The 23,290-nt window shown below is 52.3% G+C and carries 29 protein-coding genes and 1 tRNA gene; 19 read left to right on the top strand and 11 right to left on the bottom strand.

Annotated elements, in window-relative coordinates; translation table 11 throughout:
* Positions 1-24 precede the first annotated feature (24 nt).
* The 5 genes from CPH80_RS13170 to CPH80_RS13150 all read left to right on the top strand — a co-directional run bounded on the left by CPH80_RS13170 (position 25) and on the right by CPH80_RS13150 (position 3,752).
* On the top strand, positions 25-588 hold the full coding sequence (locus CPH80_RS13170) for a MaoC family dehydratase (RefSeq protein ID WP_096278452.1): 564 nt from the start codon (positions 25-27) through the stop codon (positions 586-588).
* Between the two features lie 18 nt (positions 589-606).
* Positions 607-1,089, top strand: a complete 483-nt coding sequence (locus CPH80_RS13165; RefSeq protein ID WP_096278450.1) for a MaoC family dehydratase — start codon at positions 607-609, stop codon at positions 1,087-1,089.
* Positions 1,090-1,187: 98 nt separating this feature from the next.
* On the top strand, positions 1,188-1,841 hold the full coding sequence (locus CPH80_RS13160; RefSeq protein ID WP_096278448.1) for a TetR/AcrR family transcriptional regulator: 654 nt from the start codon (positions 1,188-1,190) through the stop codon (positions 1,839-1,841).
* Positions 1,842-2,469: 628 nt separating this feature from the next.
* Positions 2,470-2,868 carry a reverse transcriptase domain-containing protein gene (locus tag CPH80_RS22500; RefSeq protein ID WP_264754786.1) on the top strand — a complete coding sequence of 133 codons (399 nt, stop codon included), beginning with the start codon at positions 2,470-2,472 and terminating at the stop codon, positions 2,866-2,868.
* A 326-nt stretch (positions 2,869-3,194) separates the two neighbouring features.
* On the top strand, positions 3,195-3,752 hold the full coding sequence (locus CPH80_RS13150) for an IS30 family transposase (protein WP_096278446.1): 558 nt from the start codon (positions 3,195-3,197) through the stop codon (positions 3,750-3,752).
* A 60-nt stretch (positions 3,753-3,812) separates the two neighbouring features.
* Here the strand turns inward: CPH80_RS13150 and CPH80_RS22015 are convergent, their stop codons facing one another.
* The 5 genes from CPH80_RS22015 to CPH80_RS23340 all read right to left on the bottom strand — a co-directional run bounded on the left by CPH80_RS22015 (position 3,813) and on the right by CPH80_RS23340 (position 8,420).
* A complete protein-coding gene (locus tag CPH80_RS22015; RefSeq protein WP_197703548.1) occupies positions 3,813-4,121 on the bottom strand; it encodes a hypothetical protein in 309 nt (102 codons plus the stop codon).
* A gap of 240 nt (positions 4,122-4,361) precedes the next feature.
* Positions 4,362-5,123, bottom strand: coding sequence for a hypothetical protein (locus tag CPH80_RS22010; protein WP_197703547.1), 762 nt, complete (start codon positions 5,121-5,123; stop codon positions 4,362-4,364).
* Between the two features lie 537 nt (positions 5,124-5,660).
* Positions 5,661-5,954, bottom strand: a complete 294-nt coding sequence (locus tag CPH80_RS13140) for a helix-turn-helix domain-containing protein (protein ID WP_096278444.1) — start codon at positions 5,952-5,954, stop codon at positions 5,661-5,663.
* Complete coding sequence (locus CPH80_RS13135) at positions 5,947-7,332, bottom strand: type II toxin-antitoxin system HipA family toxin (protein WP_096278442.1); 1,386 nt, start codon at positions 7,330-7,332, stop codon at positions 5,947-5,949. Before CPH80_RS13135 ends, CPH80_RS13140 begins: the two co-directional genes overlap by 8 nt.
* Before the next feature lie 623 nt (positions 7,333-7,955).
* Positions 7,956-8,420 (bottom strand): TOTE conflict system archaeo-eukaryotic primase domain-containing protein, encoded by a 465-nt coding sequence (locus CPH80_RS23340; protein WP_413772235.1) that lies wholly within the window; start codon positions 8,418-8,420, stop codon positions 7,956-7,958.
* On the opposite strand from CPH80_RS23340, the gene CPH80_RS13125 reads away from it, so the two are divergent.
* On the top strand, positions 8,407-8,601 hold the full coding sequence (locus tag CPH80_RS13125; protein WP_227520150.1) for a DUF1524 domain-containing protein: 195 nt from the start codon (positions 8,407-8,409) through the stop codon (positions 8,599-8,601). The genes CPH80_RS23340 and CPH80_RS13125 overlap by 14 nt on opposite strands.
* 208 nt (positions 8,602-8,809) lie before the next feature.
* Here the strand turns inward: CPH80_RS13125 and CPH80_RS23335 are convergent, their stop codons facing one another.
* From CPH80_RS23335 to CPH80_RS13105, 4 genes are all read right to left on the bottom strand, one after another.
* The gene (locus tag CPH80_RS23335) at positions 8,810-8,956 is read right to left on the bottom strand and encodes a KTSC domain-containing protein (RefSeq protein WP_096278440.1); all 147 of its coding nucleotides are present in this window, start codon (positions 8,954-8,956) and stop codon (positions 8,810-8,812) included.
* A gap of 279 nt (positions 8,957-9,235) precedes the next feature.
* Entirely contained in the window at positions 9,236-9,658 is a 423-nt protein-coding gene (locus CPH80_RS13115; RefSeq protein ID WP_096278438.1) for a type II toxin-antitoxin system VapC family toxin, read from the bottom strand.
* The gene (locus CPH80_RS13110) at positions 9,658-9,912 is read right to left on the bottom strand and encodes a type II toxin-antitoxin system Phd/YefM family antitoxin (RefSeq protein WP_096278436.1); all 255 of its coding nucleotides are present in this window, start codon (positions 9,910-9,912) and stop codon (positions 9,658-9,660) included. Before CPH80_RS13110 ends, CPH80_RS13115 begins: the two co-directional genes overlap by 1 nt.
* A 724-nt stretch (positions 9,913-10,636) precedes the next feature.
* On the bottom strand, positions 10,637-11,773 hold the full coding sequence (locus tag CPH80_RS13105) for a Fic family protein (RefSeq protein WP_096278434.1): 1,137 nt from the start codon (positions 11,771-11,773) through the stop codon (positions 10,637-10,639).
* Positions 11,774-12,402: 629 nt separating this feature from the next.
* Between CPH80_RS13105 and CPH80_RS13100 the strand changes: the two genes are divergently transcribed.
* The 5 genes from CPH80_RS13100 (at position 12,403) to CPH80_RS13085 (ending at position 15,449) form a co-directional block, all read left to right on the top strand.
* Positions 12,403-13,023: a DUF6088 family protein gene (locus CPH80_RS13100; protein ID WP_096278432.1), complete on the top strand. Its 621-nt coding sequence runs from the start codon at positions 12,403-12,405 to the stop codon at positions 13,021-13,023.
* Between the two features lie 234 nt (positions 13,024-13,257).
* Positions 13,258-13,422: a hypothetical protein gene (locus CPH80_RS21665; RefSeq protein ID WP_157746896.1), complete on the top strand. Its 165-nt coding sequence runs from the start codon at positions 13,258-13,260 to the stop codon at positions 13,420-13,422.
* A gap of 73 nt (positions 13,423-13,495) precedes the next feature.
* Positions 13,496-14,968: an ATP-binding protein gene (locus tag CPH80_RS13095; protein WP_096278430.1), complete on the top strand. Its 1,473-nt coding sequence runs from the start codon at positions 13,496-13,498 to the stop codon at positions 14,966-14,968.
* A 144-nt stretch (positions 14,969-15,112) separates the two neighbouring features.
* Complete coding sequence (locus tag CPH80_RS13090; RefSeq protein ID WP_180326111.1) at positions 15,113-15,262, top strand: hypothetical protein; 150 nt, start codon at positions 15,113-15,115, stop codon at positions 15,260-15,262.
* Between the two features lie 34 nt (positions 15,263-15,296).
* Entirely contained in the window at positions 15,297-15,449 is a 153-nt protein-coding gene (locus CPH80_RS13085) for a hypothetical protein (protein ID WP_180326110.1), read from the top strand.
* A gap of 122 nt (positions 15,450-15,571) precedes the next feature.
* On the opposite strand, the gene CPH80_RS13080 is transcribed toward CPH80_RS13085, so the two are convergent.
* Positions 15,572-15,648 (bottom strand) — tRNA-Arg (locus tag CPH80_RS13080).
* A 99-nt stretch (positions 15,649-15,747) separates the two neighbouring features.
* Positions 15,748-16,287, bottom strand: coding sequence for a YaeQ family protein (locus CPH80_RS13075; protein ID WP_096278428.1), 540 nt, complete (start codon positions 16,285-16,287; stop codon positions 15,748-15,750).
* Between the two features lie 75 nt (positions 16,288-16,362).
* On the opposite strand from CPH80_RS13075, the gene CPH80_RS13070 reads away from it, so the two are divergent.
* The 8 genes from CPH80_RS13070 (at position 16,363) to CPH80_RS13040 (ending at position 23,269) form a co-directional block, all read left to right on the top strand.
* A complete protein-coding gene (locus CPH80_RS13070) occupies positions 16,363-16,728 on the top strand; it encodes a CidA/LrgA family protein (RefSeq protein ID WP_096278427.1) in 366 nt (121 codons plus the stop codon).
* Positions 16,721-17,443 carry an LrgB family protein gene (locus CPH80_RS13065; RefSeq protein WP_096278425.1) on the top strand — a complete coding sequence of 241 codons (723 nt, stop codon included), beginning with the start codon at positions 16,721-16,723 and terminating at the stop codon, positions 17,441-17,443. The genes CPH80_RS13070 and CPH80_RS13065 overlap by 8 nt, the downstream gene beginning before the upstream one ends.
* 180 nt (positions 17,444-17,623) lie before the next feature.
* On the top strand, positions 17,624-19,186 hold the full coding sequence (locus CPH80_RS13060; protein ID WP_096278423.1) for an ABC transporter substrate-binding protein: 1,563 nt from the start codon (positions 17,624-17,626) through the stop codon (positions 19,184-19,186).
* Positions 19,187-19,267: 81 nt separating this feature from the next.
* Entirely contained in the window at positions 19,268-19,435 is a 168-nt protein-coding gene (locus CPH80_RS22490) for a hypothetical protein (RefSeq protein WP_227520149.1), read from the top strand.
* Positions 19,432-20,316: an ABC transporter permease gene (locus tag CPH80_RS13055; protein WP_227520148.1), complete on the top strand. Its 885-nt coding sequence runs from the start codon at positions 19,432-19,434 to the stop codon at positions 20,314-20,316. The genes CPH80_RS22490 and CPH80_RS13055 overlap by 4 nt, the downstream gene beginning before the upstream one ends.
* Positions 20,313-21,245 (top strand): ABC transporter permease, encoded by a 933-nt coding sequence (locus CPH80_RS13050; protein ID WP_096278421.1) that lies wholly within the window; start codon positions 20,313-20,315, stop codon positions 21,243-21,245. Before CPH80_RS13055 ends, CPH80_RS13050 begins: the two co-directional genes overlap by 4 nt.
* Positions 21,246-21,251: 6 nt before the next feature.
* The gene (locus CPH80_RS13045) at positions 21,252-22,262 is read left to right on the top strand and encodes an ABC transporter ATP-binding protein (protein WP_096278419.1); all 1,011 of its coding nucleotides are present in this window, start codon (positions 21,252-21,254) and stop codon (positions 22,260-22,262) included.
* Positions 22,259-23,269, top strand: coding sequence for an ABC transporter ATP-binding protein (locus CPH80_RS13040; protein WP_096278417.1), 1,011 nt, complete (start codon positions 22,259-22,261; stop codon positions 23,267-23,269). Before CPH80_RS13045 ends, CPH80_RS13040 begins: the two co-directional genes overlap by 4 nt.
* The last annotated feature ends 21 nt before the right edge of the window (positions 23,270-23,290 follow it).

Genomic DNA, 23,290 nt, shown 5'->3' with positions numbered 1-23,290 from the left:
ACTTGAAGCACAGGAGTTTTAAACATGAGCAAGAACACCGAAGTATTCGAACATCTTGTTGAAACGGAGAGACAGCGCGGCTTTACCCGTGATTTCCTTGCAACATGGGAGGACTGCGAATTTTGGGATACGGTCGAAGTCGGTCAAATGAAACGCAATGCGAGAACCTTTATCGTCGAGGAAGAAGACGTCGTCGCCTATAACAGAGCGCTCGGCGAGACTCACCCGCTCTTCGTCGATCCCGATTATGCCCGCGCTCATGCTCCTCACGGAACGGTTATCGTGCATCCGGTATTCATAACCACCATTGCGTTCTGGTTCGCGCAACCGGACTCGTCAGGCTCTTGGATCCGAACTCCCGGCGCGCGCAACCCATTTCAGCACATCGAGTTCTTTGACAAGCTTAATGTGGGTGACCGATTAACCCAGATGCAGGAAACAAGTGACCGCTACTGGCGCCGTGATAAGGCCTACATCACCACGCATTCAGTGTTGACCGACCAGAATGGGCGCAAGAAAGTCGAGTTCTGGGGCACGCTCATCCTGCCGCCCACCGCCGACGACGTTCGTCGTTTTGCCACAGCTTGATTACAGAGGAGACTGATCATGAATACAGTACAACAAGTTGAAACCAAAGCTGTCCCATATCTCGACGACCTCAAGGCCGGCGATGTACTGGAGCCGCTCGTTTACGAGATCACTCAAGATTTGATTCACCGTTACGGCCTCGCGAGTCTCGACCTTAATCCAGTGCATATGAATCCGGACTGGTGTGAGCGCGCCCAAGTATTTGGCACCCCTAAGACGGTTCAGCATGGCATGATGAGCATGTCATTCATGGCTTCTGTGGTGTTGAGGTCATTCGGGCCATTGGCTGACATCATCACGGTGGACAGCAAATTCACCAAGCCGGGACCTGTCGGTAATATCATTACCTGTAAGGGTAAGGTGCGCGATATCCATGTTCTGAACAACGGCAACGACTTTGCGATCATCAATATTGAGGCGACCGATCAGGATGGGGACATAGTAGGTATAAGCGAAGTACATGTGCGCCTTCCAAGGCTCCCAGGCGCTGGCGCAGTCTGATCTATTGCACGGCTAGCCAGTCGGCACCCCGCTCATAGCAGGTGCCGACGTTTACACCACTTATGTTAAAGTCGGCCTTCAGACTACAGTAGCGATTTATGACCGACACTTCCGCACGCAAAAACACGCATAACTTATCTCGAACCGCAACTCGAGCGCCAGCCAATCTGACTCAGCGTGGCACAGAGCGGCGTAGTGCCCTGCTTTCCGCAACGCTGCAGATTATCGTGCGTGATGGCCCGGGCGCTGTAACGTTTCGTACGGTGGTAGCAGAGGCCAACGCAAGTCATGGTTCGGTAACCTATTATTTTGGTACACGTGAAGAGCTTATCAAGGAAGCGATGGTACTGGTCGCCAATCGCAACATAGAAGTACTGTCGACTGTTTTGAGTGATTTCGAGACCATGCAGACCAATCCGGAGGCCTTGGCGACGGTGATCGCACGCCATTCTAATCAGCAAATGATTGAAGACCGCAGCATGGGGATCACAATCATCGAACTGCACTTGGCTGCAGCCCGATCGCCCGAACTTCGGCCTATTCTGCGTGAGTGGGGACGAGCTTACACCCGGATCATTCGCAAGGTTTTGACCAACCTCGGCTCTGACGATCCAGACGAGGATGCAGCACTAATGATCAATACCATCAGCGGACACGTTGTTAGCCAGCTAGCATTGCAGCGCAAAGATTTCGAAGTGTCGATTCTCCGTCCCGCACTAGTTCGACTGCTTGCAGTGATTGCCTCTAAATAACGAAGCTGTGGTTCGTTGCACCGCTTGTATCAATGGATCAAGCGCTATACCAAGCCAACGTATCAACTGTCGCATGATGGCCGAAAGCCAACGGTTGCTGTCTCTACTAAACCCGGGGCGATTCAATACACCGACGCTTAACACCAGTAGTCACAATCGATATTTTGAAGCTGAAAGACATCACACGATACTGCCCATCATCGCTAGTGATGAACGCTTAGAACGCCGAGCTAAATCGGCAGAGTGTCAGGATGAAAGTCCCTACGAGGTAAGGCTGGCGGGCCACCTCGTCCCCGAGTCATGCGCGACTGTCCGCAAGGGGCGCCGTGAAGTGTTGACAGGGGTGTCTGCAGGCGAAGTATCGAACGGCGAAATCATTAGTTGGAGAGGCAGATGCTGTTAAGCGAAGCAAAATGCAACAGGGCCAGTACCGTCAAGCCGCAAGGTATGGGCCACTCTCCCGCAGTCGCAGACCTTCAGCATGCAGATAAGCACTCTGTACGGAACTCGGGAGATCCCGGACATACCTCCACACTCAGCCTGTGGCGGCCGTATGGTGAAGGTCAATACGAACCGGCCAAGTTAATTGTCGCGCTATAGCAGCCTGCGGCCACTGAGCCTTCTGTGCATGGAAGATAAGTTGGTCCAGCAGGCAACCGTTGCGCTTATGCAGCACATTTACGAGGAAGATTTCCTTGACTTCTCCTACGGGTTTAGGCCGGGCAGGGGGCAGCACGATGCGCTGGATGCGCTCTACGTGGGGATCACGAGACGAAAAGTGAACTGGGTGCTGGATCTGGATATCCGGAAGTTCTTCGACCGGGTCGAACATGATTGGCTGATCACGTTTATCCAGCACCGGATCAAGGACAAGCGTCTGATTCGCCTACTGACACAATGGATGAAGGTAGGCCATTACGACGAGGACGGCAGGCACGTGCGCTCAGCTCGCGGAGTGTCTCAGGGCGCAGTGATTTCGCCGTTGCTGGCAAACATCTGTGAGCCGCACGCGACGAACGCTGCATAGCGTAAAGGACTGGTTATACCGAAACAGGCATCGGCCGGTTGGCGAGCAGAAACGCTGGCTGGCTGCAGTGATGCGGGGTCACCTGAACTACTTTGCCGTTCCAGGCAACGTCATCAGGGTGAGCCGCTTTCACACGGAACTTGGAAAGCTCTGGATGAAGGCGTTACGCCGCCGCCAGCGCTACCGTCTCCTGTGGGCGCGCTTCGGTCAGTTCTTGCGAGACGCGCTGCCACAACCCAGAGTTGTGCATCCTTGGCCAAACAAACGATTTGACGGTATACACTCAAGATAGGAGCCGTATGCGTTAGTAGCGCACGTACGGATCTGTGCAGGGGGTGCCGGGTGACCGGCATTCCTACTGCGACCGTCCCAAAGCCGTTGACGAACGGCTGCATATAGGCCATTGGGAGGGCGATACGATCCTTCATGGACATAAAAATTCTGGCGCAGTCACCTTGGTTGAAAGGCGCACGGGCTATCTTCTTGCAGACTGTGTACCGAAGCTTAAAGCCGGCTTAGTCATAGATGTCATCATCCGTGAATTAAGGCCTATCAGAGGCGCGGTACAGACGCTGACTTTGGACAACGGTTCTGAGTTTGCAGACCATCAGACGTTCAGCAACACGCTGTCGCTGACCTCGGATTTCTGTGACCCTTACCGGTCCAGCCAGCGGGGCTCCAACGAGAATACAAACGGCCTATTGAGGCAGTACTTCCCAAAAGGAACCGACTTCGCCAGGGTGTCCAGAAAGGCAATCAGGCAAGCCGTGAACAGACTGAATAACCGGCCAAGAAAGCGGTTGGGCTATCGCACACCGGCAGAGGTTTTCTGGGGCGAATACTCAGGAGCTTTAAATACGAGCGGTGCTGCACTTATTACTTGAATCCAAGAAAAAAGGGGGGATTACCGCCCGGCAGGCCACCCTTTTTTATTGCAGATTTGATTACTGCGCGAGACAAGCGCTCATGTGTTGATCCCGTGCTGGATCAGAAAATGTACAACCATAGCTTTCCTGCGAAACTATGCTCGCATCCAGAACGTTATCACCGATCGGTTTTATACCTGCGTTGACCCAGCCCACCAGGTCGCTAAACGCTGAAGACTGTTCTTCGACGGTGAAATCGCAGTGACCCGGTGCACGAATGGCTCTTTGTACAAGAAGGTTGTCGCTACCATTGGCAATCGCACGCCGGCGATAGATATGTTCATGGACGAACGGCACGTATAAGTCGCCCAAACCATGCAGTGTCATCACCGGAACCGAGAACTGTCCATTTACCTCCGGAATATAACGTAGGCCGTTTGCTCGCGGCGCGTTGGCAGCCGGGTCTGGCTCAACTCTCAGGATGGTGTTGTTAAAGGTGTTCTCTTCTGTAGATCGGAGCGGGTCATTGTCCAGTTGGTAAAAGGTGTTGAGATTGCGGACGATTCCCTCGAGTTCAATGCCGGCCGCTGTTGGAACACCCTGTGCGGTAAATGATGGGTTCGTCGATCAGAGAATACTGTCAATTTCCGACTGGTCAAAGTCCGCCGGGTAGGTGTTTGGGCCAAGTCCTGCAACATGCTGTGCCGCAAAGGTGACATCAAGCAAATAGTCGAACTCGTGTGTGCCGGCGACGACACCACACATAGGCATTGATGCATCATAGAAAACTTTGTTTCTGGCAGAAGATAAGGTTTCTTGTTCTACCGCAGCAGCCGCAACGTGCCCCCCCATTGAGACGCCTATGATGTAGGTTTTATGGGGTGCTACGAGTTGTCGACCGTTAGCTTCTGCGATGTCCGTAAATTTCAGTGCCAGGTCGTTGGTGTCTTCAACGCCGGCCTCAACGTCATAATAGTTTTTACTGTAACTGGAGGCGGCCCAGGCGAAATTATTATCGATAAGCCACTCGCGTAAGGCTGGTGCATCTACCGAGAGTTTATCGCCGGTTCCCTTGTAGCCATGGGCATACATTACGAGAGCACCATTCCAGTTTTCCGGAACCTCAACTAGGTAACCCGCACCGTTATCCATAACTCCGGACCAGATGTCTGTTGCGGTGTTTGCAATGGGGGACAGAGATAGGCTTGCAGGGTTAATAGCGTATGTGCGGGAGTCCTGCAGGCGAGCGGAGTCTTCGGTGTCAGTTGCAGGCGCTGTTTCGTTGTCACTTCCGCAGCCGAACAGTGTAAGCCCTGATGCGAGCACAAGGGTTTGATACAGGCGTTTCTTAAGTGGCATTACATACATACCTTTGGTTGTGACCGTCATTTCTCGGTCTTTTGATTTTTGTAGTTATTTATTTGGCTAAGCAGAATCACATACTGCTGGGCAAATATAGTTATGCACGGATCTCGAAATTCGTCAAGAAATCGCATTTTTAAATTTAGCATTCCAAAAAATTAGTTTTTCTTGAAAAAAATATCAAATAACCTAAGTAGATTGGAGGTCAGTTTCGCCTAGCAAAACATAGATTCAACACTATCAATTGTCTCGTCCGCTGTCCGGAAGGCAGTTGGGCACAGTATTTCCCCTGTTCCCTGCGGGCAGTATGCGTTTGTTTGGTTGTAACGAGTTTGGAAACCGGACGAGCTGATCAATCCTCCAATTCAGTGATGGCAACGTCACGAGCTCTTTAACAATTCCATGATCTCCAGGGCACCCCCGAATACACCTACGCCTACGACAATCTGGACCGGTAAACCGGCCTGATTTAGCGCGAAAACCGGGATAGATTTATTTTTTCTTTGAGCCCAGAATACGAGCCGAGGAAAAGAAGCTGAGGCTCTGGCATGGTTTCAGTGCGGTTTATGCGTTTTTCGAAATGATCATCCCCATGGTCAGGTGCATGCCGAACTTCCGGAGAATTTTATTAATCGTTTTGACGGTCGCGGATTCAGGATCACGTTCGATTGCTGAAATCGTGGTCGCCGAGAAACCGACAATCTTGCCAAACCGCTTTTGGCTCAGCCCGGTAAATTGCAGGCGTAGTTGCCGGATTGCCTCACCCAAGTGAATTTTAGAGTCGTTGAGCTCTGATAAAATCCGCCGTCGAACCTGGATTCGCTCTTCGCCAGTAATGGGCTTTTTCAGTTTAGGCATGGATAACCACCGTGTTGTCCTTCATTAATCCTACCCGCTGAAAGCGCTCCAGTTGCTTCAGAACCAGTTCAGGCTCGTGCATCCGCATCGCTTTATGGTTTACCACCTCGTCCGGCGCCCCGAAATCTTTCAGGCCCTTTGCCATGCCAGTCAGCTTTAGAAGCTCTTCGACCATAAGCGCCGCTGCCCGTCGATTGTCGACCGCCAGCTCTTCCAGGATGGCTGCGTAATCCGGGTTGCGCTTTTCGTTCAGTAGACGGTTAGGCCACCAGGTCGACATTGCGATTGCTTCGGGGTCCAGCACCATTGGAGCTACGTCATAAGCCGGTGCAAGCTCGATATCGCGGTCACGCTTAATCAGCGATGTGTTGCGCCCGTGGTTGTCGCGATTGCCCGTTGCCGTATTCAAGATATCCCGTACCAGGTAGTCCGCCAACAAGGCGTCCTGTTCGTCGGGTTTTGTTACGCACTCCCGGAGCTTGTGAATCACGTTGACGTGCTCCAGTCGAGCGCCATCGCCCAGAATTCCCATCATGGAATAGACAGATTCCATTCCATGACGCAAAACTCCATCCGGCCTCACCTCCCGGTCGAACCGCGGTAGCCAAAGCGCAAAATGGCCATCGATCGTGTCTATAAACGCGCCCGGGGTGGAGTTATATCTCCGTGCTTCAAGGAACTGGTAGATTGCTGCCTCACCTTCAAGCACCCGGATATCATCAGAAGATTTCTTGCCACGAGGGAATTTAACCAGCCAATGTCGGGCAACATCTTCATCTGGAATGGTTCCCTCAAGGGCGTATTGGCCCTCGTGGGTTTCAACCAGCAGGAGTTTGGGTGCATCGCCGCCAGCGCCTGAGGCACCGCCGATCGCCAACCGGAAACTGTGCGCGTACTGAATGAGGTTGTCGGCACGAGTGCAAACGTCTGCGCGATCAAAAAGCAGAACCTCTGATTCAGCGACCTGAGCTTCGAAAAGCTCAGTAGCCTCCTTGATACGCAAGTTACCAATCGGGCCAACACAACCTTCAGATAACAGCTGCGTATCGATTGTGTGTTCCGGGTCGCGAGCGTAACCCAGAGTTTTGACCCAGTGCCGGCGGCCGGCGCCTTGCGGAATAATATCCCGGAGCACTGGAGCAATCTCACCGTCAGTGTAATCACCACCGAAAATACAAGGCAATTTCACACTGATCGCCGTCCTATCAATCAGATCCTCTTTTTCAAAATCACCGGCCCGGTCGAGGGCATTAACCACATATTCTGTGTCGTAAGAGAACGTCGGGTTACCTAGCAGTCCTTGGCCGGGGTCACGGAAAGTCACAATACCGGTATCATGCCACTGGTTATCCCAGTGAATCTGCAGCGTGAGATTCATAGTGAGCACCTTAAGTTGCAATTATACTTGCAATATTATTCGGTAAATCGGGGAAACCTGCAAGTATAGTTGCAAGATGCTTGAATTCGTGATCATGGCGAAAGCAGGACTCGAACCTGCGACCCCTGCCTTCGGAGAGCGCCGCTACAGTGCGGTGAATAGGAGGGCTTAATCGACCAAGATTTGGAATGTCAAATACGTAATCCAATAACGCATAATATAAAAACGCCGATATATCAATATTTTGACCGATTAAAGCCGATTTTGGGCACAAGGCTGATAGGAATTAAGTGTCCGGAAACCGGACAATGGCAGCGGTCTGTTCGTCTTAAAAAGTATCCGATAGTTAACGATAGCGTCGGCTCATCTGAGTTCTTGGCCGGTGTTTTGATGTTAGTGGCTTGCTCTGTGTACGACAAACCGCCCGGTGGGGCCATGTTTGATAATATATGGATGCGTAGAATCGCCGAGGGAATAAGTTGAGCTTGCATAATCAGGACGTCATCAATAAACTGAGTCGTAACATACCCGCTATGCCTATGTCTGCCTCGGCAGTCACGCACAAATCGAGCGGGTTTTTTTATGCCTGGAGGAAACAGGCATGACGCAGTTCAGCAAGCCCGCTATAGATGTCTCGCAACAGATTCATCTGCTGAAAAGAAGATCCATAGATGGGCGCCAGCACCGGATTGAGATACCTCAATGAGATAAGGCATACCTTCACCACGACAGGCTTGGGCCAGCGCACGACCGTCTGCTCTCCAGTCGTCCTTATCAAAATCCACCGCCAGGAGGTAACAGGAGCTGTCCGGTAGCAAAGGGTATAGCCCAGCGACATGCTTGCCAGACAAGTGGTCGTACACCGCATTGAAATCCAGAGGCTTGAATTTTCTGTGTGGACATTCTCCGCACTTGATCCTGGGTTTCTGACAAATACCGGGGGCCCACTCGTTCTCGCAGGCGACGGCATAGCCGGAACGGCCGCTGGCACCCTGCCAGCGAATCGCATATATATCCTGTCTGCCGTGAAAGAGCTTCCTGAACAGTTCGAGTTTTTGATCAGAAGTTAAACGATTGGGAGCATCCAAGTTTTGGGAACGAGGTGCAAATGAATGGTCGCGTGAGAAACGTGAAGAATTCGCCAACGATCTCAGAAATCTTTGGCCTGTTGAGGCCTCTCTGAATCGGAGTAAGGGGGCAAAGGACCCGATGAATGGCTCCCGCCAAACGGCCAGTGCGGCTACGTTGCTCGCTTTTTCCGGATCGTGAAGCAATATCACCTGGAACCGAAAGATAACGAAACAGAATGGATTCGAGCCTTCCTGGTTAGGTGCCAAAGTTGAGCCCCTGCTACACGCACCTGTCAACCTTCTCCGGTTTCAGGCTAAGCCACCCCGCATGAGAAGTCTGCGGGAATCCAAATATCATCATTAAACATAGAACGAATGCCCGCCCAGTGGGTGGGCATTTGCCTCTCCTATTCAAGCTTTTCATAGGAGAAGTCGTTCCTGATATTGGCGTTAAAGTAAGTGCCCTGTGAGCTGGCACCCGCAAGATCGTCAAAGATGGGACTATAGACATTGAAATACCGGTAGATTCCTCCGCTGTCGAACTCAGCGTCCAATACGCACGCATGGCACTCTGTTACCCGGCGGACTGAGGTGTCAGTCTAATTCTGGTTGCTCGACATTCATCTGAATCCAGTCGCGGAAATTTGCGTCTTTAAAATCATAAGAACCGTGGGACAGCAATGACAGGTAATGTCCACGCAACCGGTTAACCGAGTTTTGAATCGTGTGGGTTTGTACCTGCGGTGAATCGATGCCTAGATGGCGAGCTACAGTTACCGAGGATGAGTTAGCGTAGGTCACAGGGTGCAAGGTGCTTTCATGTTATATGTCTATCACTTAGCATCCCACGGGTTGATGATCGTTACGCCTGATAACTGGAAATCAGCCACGTTTCGCGTTACCAGGGTCATGCCGTGAACAAGTGCGGTTGCTGCAATCAGGCTATCCATTGCTGGGCGTGGGTCGGGTACATGGAGCACCGCACAACGCTGCGCAACGGCTGTATCAACTGGCAGGATACGTCCAGCAAAGGCTGGCAAAACATGGCTCTCTAACCAAGACCGGAAAACAGCGCCTTGTGGTGGGTCACGCCGCTCGACCAACAACACGCCCATCTCTAGTTCCTGAACAGTGATGGCTGACAAGTAAAGATCTACGACATCCACACTATCAGCCCACTGCACCACATTGTTATCGGCTCGGCCAAGGCGGATTTTTCTCAGTTCAGAAACCACGTTGGTATCAAGAAGAAACATCAGGAAAAGTCCGCAGGCCGTGCAAGATCATGTGAGCGCGGAATCTCGAAATCAACATCAGCAATGCCTGGCATTGCCAGCAAATCGGCAATCTTCTTGTGACCACCTGTAATACTCTGATAAAGCTCGATGCTCATGAGAACGTGCGCTGGACGGCCCCGGTCAGTGATGAACACCGGCCCATTGTTTGCGGCTCGCTTTGCCTCGCTCGCACCTTGATTGAACTCGCGGCTTGATACAGTGGTGATGGTCATGGGTGCACCTCTAAAACGTGAATTATGTAGGCATGTTACTACACGTCAAAAAAAGGAGCAAAGATTTCCGAGAAACGGATTACATAAGGGATCAGGATGCGCGAAGCAGGTTGGTACCAAGTCGGACGGCATCCATCATCAATATGTCGGCCGCACGTGTGGAACCGCTTTGTAGCGATCCAATTTTCAAGACATGTGTGTGATGCGGTCGAGCACGAACTTCGGCGGCAATATCCCGACTAAAATCGATAAGACGTGTAAGCCCCGATATTTGTAAGCGCTCCACCAACCCCATCTTAACCGCTTGACCAGAATTCAGAGTTTTGGTCTTGGGTGCTGACTCGTGCGTAACCTATGGTCATAAAAGGTGTCTTTACTGTTCATAGATTTTTTACGTGGTTGTTGGACGTTAAACAATGGGAAAAGCGGTATTTTTGAGGGTATGAGCTGAGTATATGGTTATGTTGAATTAACAATAATAGGCTGATAGCCCATTGTTTCTCTGCTGATCTGTCATTTATTCAAGGTGTCGGAGGTTAGCTCTCGATGGATGAGATTCTTCGGTGGTCTGGATGGTGTTTACAGTGGAGTCTGGTCTCAAGTTCCGAGCGAATCATGACCCGACCTCCCCAGCCGGTCATGCCTGTAATCCACGATTCGCAGCATCACGCAGGTAACCTTGGAACGGGCGCATCAAGTGCTTACAAGGAGCCTGTTGGCATGGTTATGCTCGGAAAAGATTCAAATAATCGCTGAAGGTGAACAAACGATTGCGGTGTTGCCCAGTGATCTCCACTAGCACCCCGAAAGAGACCAGATCGGTAATTAATGCTGAGGCCGTGTTGGTTGATGCACCAAGCGTATCCGTTGCCCACTTTACGTCGATCACCGGTTGTGCATAGAGGTGACGCATCAGTTTGTGGGCATTGTCTTGACGGCGCTTACTGAAACGCGGCAATACGTCTCTTTCAATACGTTGTCTCAAATCAATGATGGCACGAAAAACCGATGCTGAGGCACGTGCGGTTTCCACTACGCCAAACAGGAAGAAAATCAGCCACTCGCGCAAGTGATTGCCTTGGCGAACGGCCATCAAGTGGTCCACATACGCTGTTTTGTTACGCTCAAAATAGTCTGAAAGGTATAACGCTGGCTTGTGCAGCAGTCCTTCGGACGCAAGATAAAGTGAAATCATCAGACGTCCAAGGCGGCCGTTGCCATCCAGGAACGGATGAATAGTCTCGAACTGGTAATGGGCAATGGCGATGCGGACTAGTGGATGGACGAAAAATTGCTCAGCATGAAGAAATTTTTCCAGATCACCCATCAACTCGGGTACATGCTCGTGGTGTGGTGGAACAAAGACCGCGTGCTTCAGGCTGACGCCGATCCAGTTCTGGCTGCTGCGAAATTCACCCGGTTGCTTATGTTCACCGCGAACGCCTTGCAACAGCTTGGCATGGGTTTGCCGCAGCAGGCGCGTTGATAACGGCAGCGTATCCAGAGAATCGATGGCAAAGTTGATCGCGTTTATGTAGTTTTGCACCTCAGACCAATCGTCTTTCTCTTCTGGCTTCAGGTCGTCGACGCCTTTGAAGATATCCTCAATATTGGTCTGTGTGCCCTCTATACGGCTGGACTGAGAAGCCTCTTTTGCAACGTACATACGAATGAAAAAATCGATGTCAGGGATCAATTGAGCGAAGGCGTTCAGTTCACCCATGGCGCGATCCGCACGCCCGAGTAAATCCATTAGTTCAGGATCAGCGATGATCCACTCATGGCAGATAGGCTCGGGCAGGAAGGCTTTGTACTCATAGCGCTGTTCGAAGCTGCCAGCTTTATAATCTGTAAGATTCATATGTCAGAAACGCCCTTATTTACGATATAAGAAAAACTCTATGTCAGTTTGCAGCATAGGTATAGTTTTATGTCAAAATATCATGAATTTCTGATATAGAGCTGCGTTTATGTCAGATGCGATCCTGCATTACTGAATGGTCTCGATACGACGTTAGCTAATCACTATTTTCCTACTCAAAGACTTCTTCCAAAATTCCGTTTTTCTTGAGCTGCGGGCTAGTTATCTGGCAGTCCGCGAAGGACGTAAAAATGACTGAAAACACTGTATCGGTGCCATTGGTTGTGTCTCTTAATCTGACAGTGTTGCCGGTTGTCTGACTAAATAGTACAAGTCTGGATGAGATGACTACTATTGACCTGAAAACCGTTCAGTCAGAGGGGAGCAGGTCACAGGTAGTAAAGCGTGCCAAGAACAACCCCTTCAATGCCGAGTCGGCAGCTTCGGAAAAAGTAAGGCCGCTGTTCTGATTTGCTTAATCCCCAGTCCAGTAGCCGAAGCAGAGCTGGTTAATAAATCATCGAGTGGGCTTTGTCAACCACCTGCAAGTTCCTGATAGAGGTTGATCGCACCTTGAAAAATGTCAGAAATAGTGATAGTTTTTCTGACATTAGTTGGAGGCACGTGCTATGTCCGTTAAAGAGTCTGTTCAACAGCAGATTGAAAAAGTTCCATTAGGTGAACCCTTTACCAACAGCCGTTTCCTGCGGTTGGGGTCGCGTGCTGCTGTCGATAAAACACTGTCCAGGCTCGTAGAAGAGGGTGCTATTCAGCGGATTGCACGTGGCGTTTTCGTCAGACCCAAGCAAAGTCGGTTTGTCGGCAATGTCATGCCGGATGTTTCTCGCGTGGTCGCGGTGATTGCGAAAGACCATGGTGAAACCATCCAGGTGCATGGTGCTGAAGCGGCTCGTCGTTTTAAACTCAGTACCCAAATGCCAACGACACCGGTTTACTATACGAGTGGGCCTACCCGTGAGATTCGTATCGGAAACCTCAAGGTGAAGCTCGTGCACACCAGCAGTGGAAGGAAGCTTCAGCATGCAGGCGAGAAGCCTGGTCTGGCACTCTCTGCGCTTTGGTATCTGGGGGAAAACAACATCAATACCGAAGTGATGCGGCGCATTGAAGAAGGCCTGAGTGCGGAAGAGTTCGAAACACTTCGATCCTCAAGAATGCCGGCCTGGATGAGTGAGGCGTTCAGGCAATACGAGGCAGGGCGCGCCCATGGCCGACCAACACACCGTTGAATAGGTGGTGCCACCGCTAAAGCGGCCGTTCAGGGCCGCGAGTTGGTGCGCCATGCTGATTGTGCGTTTGCTTGATGGGAGCGGTGTGAGCCGAGAGGGTCACGCACCTTTCTGCGAGAGGCTGAGGGTGAAACTCCCTTGGTCTACTCACCTTAGCTACTGCCCTTCAGCAGTGCGTGGTCAACATTGGTACCTGTACCTGATCATGAACATTTACAGCCGTAAGATCGTGGCATGGATCATGAGCGATTAGCGCACCGGACGCTGGTTTATGAAAGAGCAAAGCGCCAGAATCCTCGGCGCTGGTCTGGCAACATCCGGAACTGGGAAGTCACCGGATCAGTATTGCTCAATCCTGGCAAACTGCAAGAAATTGAGCACAATAAACTAGCTGCTTAAACGCAGTCATTTGGACAACTGGGTTGAAAACCGCCGAAATGGCCAAGCCAAGTATACAGGAGGTGCCAGCACTATGACCGTGGACCGCAATCTGGCGTACCTGCAGTCACTACTGAAAGAACTATGCTCACTGCCTCAGGAAACCGAGTGGGTGGAGTTCAAACAAGATAACGACGATGCACCGATGATCGGCGAGTACATCTCTGCGCTGGCCAATTCCGCAGCTTTGCTGGGCAAGCAATACGGTTATGTCGTTTGGGGTGTGGAAAACGATACCCACACGGTTAAGGGTACATGCTTCAAGCCTTCAGCGGCTCGCCATAAGCAACAGGAATTGGAAAGCTGGCTGTTACAGAAAACCGTACCGAAGATCCATTTCCGCTTTTTCGAGTTTGCCGCCGCCGCCAATGAGCAGCCGGTGGTGATTCTGGAAATCCAAGCTGCGGCGCATACACCAGTGCAGTTCGATGGTATCGAGTTTATTCGGGTGGGCTCCTACAAGAAAAAGCTGCGGGAGTTCCCAGAGAAAGAGCGGGAACTTTGGCGGGTGTTTGACCGAGTGCCGTTCGAGCAGCAGTTTGCAGCTCAGAATCTTGACGCGGGCGAGGTGTTAAAACTATTGGATTATCCCGCCTATTTTGACCTGACCGACCAACCTTTGCCCGAAGGACGTGAGGCCATCTTGGCAGCCCTTACTGCAGACCAGATGATTGAGCGAAATGACAGCGGTCATTGGAGCGTCACTAACTTGGGCGCAATCCTTTTTGCAAAGCGCCTGCAGGATTTTCAGGCTCTGGGGCGCAAGGCTGTACGGTTGATTCAGTACAGGGGTAATAACAAGCTTGAGACCATTCGGGAAATTACGGGTAACAAGGGTTACGCCGTGGGTTTTGAGGGGTTAATTGACTACCTCAAAACCCTTTTGCCGTCCAATGAAGAGATTGGCAAGGCCTTTCGGGAAGAGGTGCCTATGTATCCTGAACTGGCTTTGCGAGAATTGGTGGCCAATGCTGTTATTCATCAGGATTTCAATCTGAGCGGCACAGGCCCGATGATAGAGCTTTTTGGTAATCGGCTGGAGATAACCAATCCCGGCGTTCCCTTGGTTGATACGCAGCGCTTTCTTGATAGCCCTCCACGCAGTCGAAATGAAGCACTTGCGTCGTTTATGCGCCGTATTGGCGTATGTGAAGAACGGGGCAGTGGAATTGATAAGGTGATTGCCCAGGTTGAGCTCTATCAGTTACCCGCCCCGATTTTCGAGCAAACACAAGAGCACACACGGGTAGTGCTGTTCTCTCATCGAGATTACAAGGATATGGAGCCGGAGGATCGCGTTCGGGCTTGTTACCAGCACTGCTGTTTGAAGTACGTTAACCGAGAGCCTATGAACAATACATCTCTGCGTGAGCGGCTGCGCATCGATGAGGCGAACAGTGCCATGGCCAGCCGGATACTCAAACAGACTATAAAGGCCGGATTGATTCGGTTGTATGACCCGAACTCGAACAGGAAGGCATATCGGTACGTGCCATTTTGGGCGTAAGCCATTTCTCATTTGATGGTCATTTGACTGGGTAAGAGTTTTTAAAACGAGGTCTTGGGTTAAATCTTTTTAAATCAGTCAGTTGCCTCTTGCGCTTCATTTGACTGGTGGCCGGTTAGCCAATTGATTAGTAAGAATGAGTCCATGGCCAGCCAAACCAACGAACAGGCACTGGAAGCGAGCATCGAGAAGTTCCTTACCGGCTGGGACAAGCGAACGACTTCAATGCGCGCTATGCGGTTGATACCCGCTTCTTATGGCAGTTTCTGGAAACCATGCAGACTGAAGAAGTAGCTCCGCGGACTATGACGCTTGTCTGGCTGGCCGATTGAAGCTGTTGCCAGAGACAGACAGCTTGAAAGGTCTGCGAGGAGACTATGAGGAAATGGTGGGTGCGGGCATGATGTATTCAACGCTCCCGAGTTTTGATGAGATTATCGAATCGATTCAGAACCGCGAAAGCAGTATCAATGATTGGTGACGAGCTTCGCATTAGCGCGCTCAAAGATAATGCAGTTTAAAGGTCTTGGGCACATCACGGGCACCGTTTGGGCACAGCCAATAAAAAAGGCCCTACGCTTTCACGTAAGGCCTTTTAGAATATGGTGCGCCCAGCAGGATTCGAACCTGCGACCCCTGCCTTCGGAGGGCAGTACTCTATCCAGCTGAGCTATGGGCGCATTCGAGATCAACGGCTATGCATCAATTTCGAGTGCGCAATCTTACGTGCGCGAGCGTACGCTGTCCAGCCCCGGCTCGTTGGTGGGGCTTGCCTGTCGTTAGGGGAAAAGGTGCGTGGGCGTTATGCTCACCAGTGCACCTTCATTGCTGAAGGATACCTCGCCATCCTGGATGGTTATCTGGTAGTTCATGTTGCGTTCTACCAGGCCAGCGAGTGCCTCCGTGGATTCAGTGGGCAGTTCAATAATTGTGAGGTTGCGGAAGCGGCTCAGCTTGTTTTTGTGCTTCTCCAGCCATATAGGCACGGCGCGAGCACCGTAAGCGTATAGGATAACTTGGCGTGCGCGGTTGCAGGCTTTGCGTAGGCGGCTTTCGTCGGGCAGGCCCAGTTCAATCCATTGTTCAATCTCGCCACTCAGGCTTTTTTGCCAGAGCTCCGGCTCGTCGTCTTTGCTCAGGCCTTTGGTGAATTCGAGTCCCTCACAGGCGTTCAGTGCATAGGCCAGCAGGCGAATCATCATGCGCTCGTCATTTTCTGACGGGTGCTGGGCTATTGTGAGCTGATGATCCGCATAATAGTGCCTGTCCATGTCGGCAATATTGAGCGTGGCTTTATAAATCGTTGCTTTGAGCGCCATGGCTGTCCTGCATTGGTATCAATATGTTGATTTGCGTTAGTGTAATGCAATTCATTGGGTGATGAGCAAAACGACATGTCGATGTTGCGCGGTTTTTTGATACTGGTTTTGTTTTTCCTTTTTGGTGAGGCGTTGCGGTCGGTGTTTTTGATACCGGTCAGCGGCGGTGTGCTGGGTATGATTTTGATGACCTTTACGTTGATGCTGCGGGGCAGTGTGAGCGATGAATTGGCGTCGGCCAGCCAAGCGCTGATTTCGGTGCTGGTGTTATTGATCATGCCAGGCGTCGTGGGGGTGTTTTTTATGGCCTCACAATTCTCTGGTCAATGGCTGGCCGTGTCGGCGGCATTGTTGTTGGGCACCTTTTTGAGTGTTCTGACCACCGTGTTACTCATGAAAAGCATGGTTCGCCTGTCTGCGCGGGAACGTGCTAATGACTGAGCTTGCCGAGCGTTTCCTCTCTCTTCCCGAGGTCCTGTCTGCCAGCCCGATGCTTGCAATTGGCCTTACGTTGAGCGCCTTTTTTGCCGGTAGCTGGCTGTTTGCACGCATTGGCCGACCTTTATGGATGCCACCTGTGGTGCTATCCGCCGTAATGTTGGCAGCGGCGATTGCCATTCTATCGATCGACTATGTTAGCTATCAGAAGGGCGCGCTCTGGATAACTGTATTGCTTGGGCCCGCAACGGTGGCGCTCGGCATTCCGCTGTATCAGCAGATTCATCATATACGCGCTATGTGGCTTCCGATTGTTGTCACACTGCCGTTGGCCGCCACATTGGCGGCGGTTTATGCGGTGGTGATTGCGTGGGCAATGGGTGCGACGCCAGAGGTGCTTGCGTCGCTGGCGCCTAAGTCTGTGACTGCTCCAATTGCTATTGGTGTCACGAAACAGCTAGGCGGGTCGGTGCCCCTGTTGATGGGTGCTCTACTGATAACCGGCGTGGTTGCGACTCTGTTTGTGGACTTGCTGGCGAAATGGGCCTCGGTTAAGGACGAGCGTATTCTCGGTTTTGCTCTTGGTCTTAATGGCCACGCTATCGGAACGGCCAGAGCGTTTGAGATTAGTCATACTGCAGGTGCTTTCGCATCGTTGGGGATGGGGCTAACTGGCGTGTTTACCGCACTTATATTACCTCTGGTTTTCCGACTTTAATGGCTGGCGGCAGCTTCCTGCAAAAGCCGTTATTCAGTTCACGAATAGCCGCAAGTTGTAATTTCGATTGCTGTAAGTAGTTTCCGGGACTAGGTTCTACTGTAGACGACTGGGGCGCATGAGCCTCGGTGTGCCATAAAAAATGCCGTAAAACTCCCTAAAACAACAACGGAAAACGCAATGAAAAAACTACTTGCAGCTATAGTCGGGTCCGTGGCGCTAGCCGCGGCTCCTATGGCTCTGTCTGCCGAGGCGACGAAAGAACTTAAGATGGCGTACGACGCCGATCCGGTTACCCTCGACATTCATGAACAGCTTTCCGGTGGCACTCTGCAGTTGTCACACATGTCTTTTGATCCGCTGGTGCGTTGGACAAAAGATCTTGGTTTTGAGGCTCGCCTGGCAGAAAGTTGGGAGCGTGTTGATGACAAAACCATGCGTTTCAAACTCCGTGAAGGGGTGAAGTTCCATTCCGGCAACGAGCTCACGACTAAAGATGTGAAATTCACTTACGACCGCCTGAAAGAAAGCCAAGACTTCAAGGCCATATTCAAGCCGTTCAGTGGCATTAATGTCATTGATGATTACACCTTTGAACTGGTGACCAGCGAGCCATTCCCGCTGCTGCTTAATACTGCGACCTACATTTTCCCGCTCGACAGCGAGTTTTATTCTGGCGAGACCGAAGATGGCAAGAAGAAAGACGCCATTTCGAAGCATGGCAGCTCGTTTGCTTCTGGCAACCTGTCCGGCACTGGCCCCTACATGGTCACGTCACGCCAGCAGGGCGTGCGAATGGAGTTTGAACGCTTTGCGGATTACTGGGATGAAGACTCCCCGGGTAACGTAAAGAAAATCGTGCTGACCCCTATCAAAGAAAACAACACCCGCGTGTCTGCGTTGCTGTCCGGCGGCGTGGACTTTATCGCGCCGGTGCCGCCTACGGATCTTGAGCGCATCAAACGCGACGAAAACACGGATCTGGTCACCATGAGTGGCACCCGTATTATTCTGTTTCACCTGAATCAGGAGCGAGTCGAGGCCTTCAAAAATCCAAAAGTACGCCAGGCCGTAGCCTATGCTATCAATCAGGAAGGCATTGCCGCCAAGATCATGAAAGGCTTCGCCACGCCCGCATCCCAGTTGTCACCGGCTGGCTATCAGGGCCACAACGAATCCCTGAAATTGCGTTATGACGTGAAAAAAGCTCAACAACTGATGAAAGAAGCCGGTTACGAGGATGGTTTTACCGTCACCATGATGGCGCCGAACAACCGCTACGTGAACGATGACAAAATTGCTCAGGCTGCGGCTGCGATGCTGGCCCGCATCAACATAAAAGTGGATCTCAAAACCCTTCCAAAAGCCCAGTATTGGCCCGAGTTTGATAACCGTTCGGGAGATATAATGCTGATTGGTTGGCATGCAGACACCGAGGATTCCGCCAACTTTTATGAGTTTCTAACCTTCTGCACCGAAGCGGGCAGTGGCGCTGGCCAGTACAACGCCGGCAACTACTGCAACCCGGAAATCGATGCGCTGGTTGAGAAAGCCAACGTTGAAACCGATGTGGAAAAGCGCACCGCCATGCTGCAGGAAGTGGAGCAGCGTCTGTACGACGACGCCGCTTTCGTTCCATTGCATTGGCAGGATCTGGCTTGGGCAAGCAAGAAGAACGTGAAGATTGAACCGATTCTGAACGTGATGAACTTCCCCTTCATGGGCGACCTAGTCGTAGAGTAAGAGGAGCATGCCCCCTCTCTCCAAACCTCTCTCCCGCAAGGGGAGAGAGGCTTTAAAATACTCATTAGCGGTAAATCCTTCATGTTAGCGTTTTTGGTTCAACGGATATCCCAGGCAGTGCTGGTTATGTTCGTGATCAGTGTGATCGCGTTTGCCATTCAGGACGGTCTGGGAGATCCACTTCAGCAAATGGTGGGTATGTCTGTCTCGCTGGAGGCCGGGAAGCCCTGCGCGATGAGCTGGGGTTGAATGATTCCGTGGTTGTTCAATATTTTCGCTTTGCCGGCAATGCGGTTCAGGGCGATCTGGGCACCTCCTATTTTTACGGCAAGCCTACCCTTGAGGTGATTTCTGAGCACCTGCCGGCGACTCTGGAGCTGGTGATCGGGTCCAGCCTAATTATCATGCTGTTGTCGGTGCCCATTGGTGTCTATGCGGCGATTCGGCCACAGGCGTTGATGGCCAAGCTTTTTATGGGCGTGAGTACCGTCGGCATATCCATCCCGGTATTTCTTACGGCCATTGTTCTTATCCAGATATATTCCATAGGCGTGACGGTTGCGTGGTTTCCCGTGGATACCGGTTGGGGGCAATGGCTAAACGGCGCTCTAAGCACCGAAGGAGGCCTGCCGTCCTATGGCCGCGGCGATGAATTAACCCATCTTTTCGGCACTTGGGATTCCGGCTTTTTCTCGAAGAACGGTCTGTTGCACCTGGTGCTGCCCTGTGTATCGCTGGCGTCCATCATGCTGCCGCTGTTCATCCGCTTGATTCGTGCGGAGATGATGGAAGTGCTGCAAAGCGACTACATTCGCTACGCCCGGGCCAAGGGCCTGAGCGCGGTGCGGATTAACTTTCTTCATGCCCTTAAGAACACCATGCTGCCGGTTATCACCGTAGGCGGCGTGCAGATTGGCGTAATGGTGGCCTATACGATTCTTACGGAAACCGTGTTCCAGTGGCCGGGCGTTGGGCTGATGTTTCTGGAAGCCATTACCCGCAGTGATATTCCTCTGATTGTCGCCTATCTGATGGTGGTGGGTCTGATTTTTGTGATTACCAACACGCTGGTGGATCTGGTTTACGGGCTGGTGAACCCCACGGTTAAACTGACAGGTAAGAAAGCATGACAACAGCGACTCTTTCACGCTGGGATCGCTTTCGCGACTCCTTTCTTTGGTACAGCTTCAAGCGCGACAAGGTGGCTATTGTCAGCTTTCTCGTGCTGCTTCTGATGGTGCTGGCAGCCATTTTTGCGCCTTTGCTAGCCCCAACGGACCCATACGATCTGGCGCTAATCAACATCATGAACTCGGAAATGCCGCCGCTGGGCATGGAGGGCGCAGACCCAGCGTTCCCTCTGGGTACAGATTCCCAAGGCCGGGATATGCTCTCCACCATTCTTTATGGTACCCGGGTGTCTCTGCTGATCGGCTTTGGCGCCGTGGTACTGCAGGCTACACTTGGTATTGTGTTAGGGCTGTTGGCGGGCTATTTGGGTGGTCGGGTAGATTCCCTCTTGATGCGTATTGCCGATGTTCAGCTTTCGTTCTCCACCCTGATGGTCGCCATCATTGTAGGCGCGGTATTCAAGGCCAGTTTCGGCAACCTGATGTTTGGTGAGATCGCCATTTACATGCTGATTTTTATCATAGGTATCGCCGAATGGCCGCAAATCGCCCGCACAGTGCGCGCGTCTGTGCTGGCGGAGAAAAAGAAAGAGTACGTTGATGCGGCCAAGGTGATGGGCTTTCGTACCAACCGCATCATGTTCCGCCATATTCTACCCAACACGCTATCTCCGATTTTTGTTATAGCCACCGTCCAGATCGCCAACGCGATTATTTCCGAAGCGGCTCTGTCGTTCCTCGGGCTTGGTATGCCGGAAACCCAACCTTCTCTGGGCTCGCTGATCAAATCCGGCTTTGACTACATCCAGAGCGGCTCTTGGTGGATTACCCTGCTTCCCGGCCTGGTGCTGGTCGTGCTCGTGCTGGTCATCAACCTATTGGGTGACTGGCTGCGAGATGTCATGAACCCACGGCTGTACAAGGGCTAAAAAACCATGAAAAGCGACACACCACTGCTGGAAGTAAAAGATCTGGATGTTCGCTTTGCCGTGCGCGGCGGCGATCTTACAGCCCTGCGCGGTATCAGCTTCAGCCTCGATAAAGGCGAGCGGTTAGGCTTGGTGGGGGAGTCCGGTGCCGGTAAATCCGTAGCGGCCTTCTCGATTCTCAACCTAATTGCCAACCCGGGTTATATCGCCGGGGGGCAGGTTCTGTTCGAAGGCCGGAACTTGGCTGCCATGGGTGAGCGAGAGCTGCGCAAGATTCGCGGTAACCGCATTGCCATGATATTTCAGGATCCGATGATGACGCTTAACCCGGTGCTGAAGATTGGCACCCAGATGGTTGAGGCCCTTAAGGCGCATCGCCGGATCAGCACGAAAGCGGCAAAGGATATCGCGCTGAGCAAGCTGCGCAAGGTGCAGATTCCCTCGCCGGAAAAACGGCTTGATCAGTATCCCCACGAGTTGTCAGGCGGCATGCGACAGCGGGTGATTATTGCCATTGCCCTGTTGCTGGACCCGGAAATTATTGTTGCCGATGAGCCCACCACGGCGCTGGATGTCACCATACAGGCCGAAATCATGGCGTTGCTACTGGATTTGTGTGAGCAGGAAAACGTCGCGCTGATGCTGATCACCCACGACTTGGGTGTTGTCTCCCAGGTAACTCAGCGCATGCTGGTAATGTATTCCGGCCGCATTATCGAGCAGGGGTCAACGCGGGAGATCATCAACGATGCCCAGCACCCGTATACCCAGGGATTGATCAATGCATTGCCGCAGATGGGCGAGCCTGGTGCGCGGCTGTTCCAGATTCCTGGCTCCATGCCGTCCTTGAATAATGTACCTACAGGTTGCCCGTTCCACCCGCGCTGTGATTTCGCCACCGATCAGTGCCGGCAATCTATGCCTGAGTATGTGCGCTCCGGCAATGTGGATGTGGCGTGCTATGAAGTCAGCAACCTGATTGAGCAGGAGAAACGCATGCAGGAGGCCGGATCATGACCTCCCCTTTGGTAGAAATTCGCGGGCTGGAAAAACGGTTTGATCTATCTGGCAGCCTGCTGGAGCAGATCACTTTCAAGGGCGGTCGGTTTCAGCGCAGGCAGGAGGCGGTTCATGCCATCAACGGTGTTGATCTGCAGGTGCATAGAGGCGAGGCACTGTGTGTGGTGGGCGAATCTGGCTGCGGCAAGTCTACGATTGCGCGCACAATTATGGGTTTGTTGTCCCCCAGCGCAGGGGAGGTGCACTACGGCGGTCAGCGTATCGATAATCTTAAAGGTCGGGATGTGCTGCCGTATCGACGTAAAATGCAGATGATCTTCCAGAACCCCTACGCTTCTCTGAATCCGCGTATGACGATTCAGCAGACCTTGGAAGAACCGATTCATTTTCACCGCCCAGACTTGGCCCGCAGCGAAGTGCGGGGCAAGGTTCAGGAGGTTATGGCGTCCGTGGGCATAGATCCGGACTGGGGCAGCCGGTTTGGCCACGAATTCTCCGGCGGCCAGCGCCAGCGCATTGCGATTGCGCGTGCCCTGGCGGTAGACCCTGAGTTCATCGTGGCGGACGAACCCATCTCGGCGCTGGACGTATCCATTCAGGCCCAAGTACTGAACCTGCTGATGGAGGCCCAAGAAACCCGTAACCTGACGTACCTGTTCATCACCCATGATCTTGCGGTGGTAGAGCACTTCGGCACCCGGGTGGCGGTGATGTATCTCGGGCGAGTGTGTGAGCTGGCGGATACCAAAACACTGTTTGCCGAGCCACGGCATCCTTACACCCAGGCGTTGCTCTCGGCGATCCCCAAGCTGGAAGACGACAGGCCCAACTTTATTCGGCTGCAGGGAGAGGTACCAACGCCGGTTAATCTGCCATCCGGGTGCGTATTCCATGGCCGCTGTCCTTATGCCAATGAGCGCTGTCGTCAGGAAATACCCCTGCTGATCACCACGGATGGTGGTGCGCAGGTTGCCTGCCATGCGGTGGAAGAGGGGCGGTTGTAAGAGGATAGCGGCTATAGGCTA

The sequence above is a fragment of the Marinobacter sp. LV10R510-11A genome (assembly GCF_900215155.1).
GTDB lineage: Bacteria > Pseudomonadota > Gammaproteobacteria > Pseudomonadales > Oleiphilaceae > Marinobacter.
This window is presented reverse-complemented; position numbering and strand designations above follow the sequence as displayed.

Bases quoted from the DNA above. Each gene is read 5' to 3' on its own strand.
- CPH80_RS13170 (WP_096278452.1), top strand. From the start codon at position 25: ATGAGCAAGAACACCGAAGTATTCGAACATCTTGTTGAAACGGAGAGA.
- CPH80_RS13165 (WP_096278450.1), top strand. From the start codon at position 607: ATGAATACAGTACAACAAGTTGAAACCAAAGCTGTCCCATATCTCGAC.
- CPH80_RS13160 (WP_096278448.1), top strand. From the start codon at position 1,188: ATGACCGACACTTCCGCACGCAAAAACACGCATAACTTATCTCGAACC.
- CPH80_RS22500 (WP_264754786.1), top strand. From the start codon at position 2,470: ATGGAAGATAAGTTGGTCCAGCAGGCAACCGTTGCGCTTATGCAGCAC.
- CPH80_RS22015 (WP_197703548.1), bottom strand. From the start codon at position 4,121: ATGACACTGCATGGTTTGGGCGACTTATACGTGCCGTTCGTCCATGAA.
- CPH80_RS22010 (WP_197703547.1), bottom strand. From the start codon at position 5,123: ATGACGGTCACAACCAAAGGTATGTATGTAATGCCACTTAAGAAACGC.
- CPH80_RS13140 (WP_096278444.1), bottom strand. From the start codon at position 5,954: ATGCCTAAACTGAAAAAGCCCATTACTGGCGAAGAGCGAATCCAGGTT.
- CPH80_RS13135 (WP_096278442.1), bottom strand. From the start codon at position 7,332: ATGAATCTCACGCTGCAGATTCACTGGGATAACCAGTGGCATGATACC.
- CPH80_RS13115 (WP_096278438.1), bottom strand. From the start codon at position 9,658: ATGTTTCTTCTTGATACCAACGTGGTTTCTGAACTGAGAAAAATCCGC.
- CPH80_RS13110 (WP_096278436.1), bottom strand. From the start codon at position 9,912: ATGACCATCACCACTGTATCAAGCCGCGAGTTCAATCAAGGTGCGAGC.
- CPH80_RS13105 (WP_096278434.1), bottom strand. From the start codon at position 11,773: ATGAATCTTACAGATTATAAAGCTGGCAGCTTCGAACAGCGCTATGAG.
- CPH80_RS13100 (WP_096278432.1), top strand. From the start codon at position 12,403: ATGTCCGTTAAAGAGTCTGTTCAACAGCAGATTGAAAAAGTTCCATTA.
- CPH80_RS21665 (WP_157746896.1), top strand. From the start codon at position 13,258: ATGGATCATGAGCGATTAGCGCACCGGACGCTGGTTTATGAAAGAGCA.
- CPH80_RS13095 (WP_096278430.1), top strand. From the start codon at position 13,496: ATGACCGTGGACCGCAATCTGGCGTACCTGCAGTCACTACTGAAAGAA.
- CPH80_RS13090 (WP_180326111.1), top strand. From the start codon at position 15,113: ATGGCCAGCCAAACCAACGAACAGGCACTGGAAGCGAGCATCGAGAAG.
- CPH80_RS13075 (WP_096278428.1), bottom strand. From the start codon at position 16,287: ATGGCGCTCAAAGCAACGATTTATAAAGCCACGCTCAATATTGCCGAC.
- CPH80_RS13070 (WP_096278427.1), top strand. From the start codon at position 16,363: ATGTCGATGTTGCGCGGTTTTTTGATACTGGTTTTGTTTTTCCTTTTT.
- CPH80_RS13065 (WP_096278425.1), top strand. From the start codon at position 16,721: ATGACTGAGCTTGCCGAGCGTTTCCTCTCTCTTCCCGAGGTCCTGTCT.
- CPH80_RS13060 (WP_096278423.1), top strand. From the start codon at position 17,624: ATGAAAAAACTACTTGCAGCTATAGTCGGGTCCGTGGCGCTAGCCGCG.
- CPH80_RS22490 (WP_227520149.1), top strand. From the start codon at position 19,268: ATGTTAGCGTTTTTGGTTCAACGGATATCCCAGGCAGTGCTGGTTATG.
- CPH80_RS13050 (WP_096278421.1), top strand. From the start codon at position 20,313: ATGACAACAGCGACTCTTTCACGCTGGGATCGCTTTCGCGACTCCTTT.
- CPH80_RS13045 (WP_096278419.1), top strand. From the start codon at position 21,252: ATGAAAAGCGACACACCACTGCTGGAAGTAAAAGATCTGGATGTTCGC.
- CPH80_RS13040 (WP_096278417.1), top strand. From the start codon at position 22,259: ATGACCTCCCCTTTGGTAGAAATTCGCGGGCTGGAAAAACGGTTTGAT.